The organism is Neisseria sp. P0022.S010, from assembly GCF_051956635.1.
In genome coordinates, this window is sequence record NZ_JBQCXF010000401.1 from 1 (window position 1) to 2,736 (window position 2,736).

Sequence of the window (2,736 nt, forward strand, 5' to 3'; positions counted from 1 at the left end):
TCTGAAAGGTTTTTCAGACGGCCTTTTTTCTTTTTCAAAGAGTGGACAAATTTCAAAGAAGTGTTTTATAAATCATCTTCAAAATCCAAACGCTTGTTCTATCCTAATCATTTATATTCAAAGATTACAAGCTCAATCTCATCCTCGCCAATAGAGATAGCGTTTTTATATGGACACAAGATGCCGTCTGAAACAATATCACGCTATTCATAAAGTGAATCAATTTTTTCCTTTTTATCCCATTAAAACCGACGTCATACTAAGCGATCCCGCAATCAAATTATCATTGAAAAACGTAATAGGATCATCCGGTTCGCGTAATGCCATATGTAAAGCAAGGGCAAGTAATGATCCGGCGTTGGCACAGAAAGCTCGGCCTTTTCGCCTAGCTGATCATAATGCACCAAAGTTTCATCACCTCGTGTTGCAAGTGTTGCGCAGCTATCAGTATTATGCGGTTAACAAAATTGCCGACACGGTGGCAAAAACAGATTGAACGGCGGGCAATCAGCGCGGCGGCTATATTTGGCATACCACCGGCTCGGGCAAAACGATGTCAAGTTTTAAATCGGCGCAGCTAATCAGCCGCCGCAAAGATGCGGATAAGGTGATTTTCTTGCTCGACCGTATTGAGCTGGGCAAGCAATCGCTGGAGGAATATCAGAATTTTGCCGACAGCAAGGATGATGTGCAGGCAACGGAAAACACCGCCATTTTGCTCGCCAAACTGAAAAGTAAACAAGACCGCGACCGCTTGATCGTTACCTCCATTCAAAAAATGAGTAATATCAAGGCGGAAGAAGGAGTCAATGAGGCTGACATCGAGCAAATCAGCAGCAAGCGGCTAGTGTTTATTATTGACGAAGCCCACCGCACCACTTTTGGCGATATGCTGCTCACCATTAAGCACACTTTCCCCAATGCGCTTTTCTTTGGCTTTACCGGCACGCCGATTGAGGAAGAAAACGCCAGGAAAAATTCCACTACGGCGACCATTTTCGGCAATGAGCTGCACCGCTATTCCATCGCAGACGGCATTCGCGATGAAAATGTGCTGGGCTTTCACCCCTTCCATATCCGCACCTTTAAAGACAGTGATTTGCGCCGCGCCGTCGCCCTGCAAGAGGCCAAAGCAGCGGATGAAAGCGAAGTGTTCGCCAGTGAAGCGAACAAGAAAATCTACAACCGCTTTATGAACGATGTGCCGATGGCGGGCAAGTATGATAAGAACGGCAAATATCAAAAAGGCATTGAGGATTATGTGCCGAATGCGCAATATCAAGAATCGGAACATGTTAATGCGGTGATTGGCGATATGCTGGAGAATTGGCAGCGACTTAGCCAAGGCAAAAAATATCATACCATTTTTACCACCAGTTCCATTCCCGAAGCGGTCAATTATTATCGCCTAATTAAAGCCAGAAATTCCGGGCTGAAACTGACCGCTCTTTTCGATCCGAATATCCTTAATGATGGACAGGGCAGTGATAAGGAAGAATGGATTGCTGAAATTCTGGCCGATTACAACGCCCAATTCAATACAAGTTTCGGCTATGCCTCTTACGCCCAATTTAAAACGGACTTGTCCGACAGGCTGTCGCATATCAATGCGTATAAAAGAATCAAGCCCGACGAGCAGCTGGATTTGTTGATTGTGGTCGATCAGATGCTGACAGGCTTCGACAGTAAATGGATCAATACGCTCTATTTGGACAAGATTTTGGACTACGCCAACTTGATTCAGGCGTTTTCCCGCACCAACCGCCTGTGCGACAAAACCGATAAGCCTTTTGGTTTAATCCGCTATTACCGCAAGCCGCACACAATGCAACAAAACATTGAGCGTGCCGTAAAACTTTATTCGGGCGACCGTCCAATGGGGCTGTTTGTGGATAATTTGGATAAGGTTATCCATAAAATGAATGTCTGCTTTGCCGAGATTGCCGATATTTTCAAACGGGCGGGAGTGGCAGATTTTGCAACCAATCCTAATGATGCAACTGCTTGCGCGAAGTTCGTCAAGCTGTTCAACCAGCTCAACGATCACTTGCAAGCTGCCCGGCTGCTGGGCTTTGTGTGGGAAAAATCAAGCTATGACGTGGTGCAGGAAGACGACAGCGTGATCACTGCCATACTCAATTTCGATCAAGAGACCTACGATAAACTGCTTGCACGTTATAAAGATTTGTTTAAAGAAAGTCCAAGCAATGGTGGCGGTAGCGATGATGTGCCATTTGATTTGGGTTCGCACATCAACGAAATCGAAACCGACAAAATTGATCAAAATTATATGAACGCCCGTTTTGAAAAATGGCTTAAAACCATCGGCGGCATAGAAGAAGCTGCTGCACTTGAGGAGCTACACCATTCTTTTGCTACGCTTTCTAAAGAAGATCAAAAATTTGCTGAGTTGTTTTTACACGATGTGCAATCCGGCGATATCAAGCTTGATCCAAATTTAGCATTAAGTGATTACATCACCACGTACAAACAAAAAGATGCCAATGATAAGGTACTAAAAATAATTAAAGATTTAGGGCTAGATGGAGATTTGCTACGTGCACTGTTGGCAAGAAAATATACCAGAGAAAATTTGGACTTAGGCAGACTAAATGACCTAAAAGAAACAGTCGATAGGGAAAAAGCCAAAGTTTATTTTAACGAAGAACGTATATTTTATTTAAATATACGGATTGATGAATTTCTAAGGGAACTAATTACAAGATAGTTATTGCC

The 2,736-nt window shown here is 43.8% G+C and carries 1 protein-coding gene and 2 pseudogenes; 2 read left to right on the forward strand and 1 reads right to left on the reverse strand.

The annotated features are described in order from the left end of the window. Window positions 1-234: 234 nt before the first annotated feature. Window positions 235-422: pseudogene (locus ACTHUT_RS17305) on the reverse strand (4,5-DOPA dioxygenase extradiol); the annotation flags it as partial. A 92-nt stretch (window positions 423-514) separates the two neighbouring features. Between ACTHUT_RS17305 and ACTHUT_RS17310 the strand changes: the two are divergent. Together ACTHUT_RS17310 and ACTHUT_RS17315 are read left to right on the forward strand one after the other, a co-directional pair. Next, window positions 515-1,051 (forward strand): annotated as a pseudogene (locus tag ACTHUT_RS17310) (DEAD/DEAH box helicase family protein); the annotation flags it as partial. A gap of 156 nt (window positions 1,052-1,207) precedes the next feature. Continuing rightward, the gene (locus ACTHUT_RS17315) at window positions 1,208-2,728 is read left to right on the forward strand and encodes a type I restriction endonuclease subunit R, EcoR124 family (RefSeq protein WP_348772617.1); all 1,521 of its coding nucleotides are present in this window, start codon (window positions 1,208-1,210) and stop codon (window positions 2,726-2,728) included. Window positions 2,729-2,736: the final 8 nt, after the last annotated feature.

Bases quoted from the DNA above. Each gene is read 5' to 3' on its own strand.
- ACTHUT_RS17315 (WP_348772617.1), top strand. From the start codon at position 1,208: ATGGCGGGCAAGTATGATAAGAACGGCAAATATCAAAAAGGCATTGAG.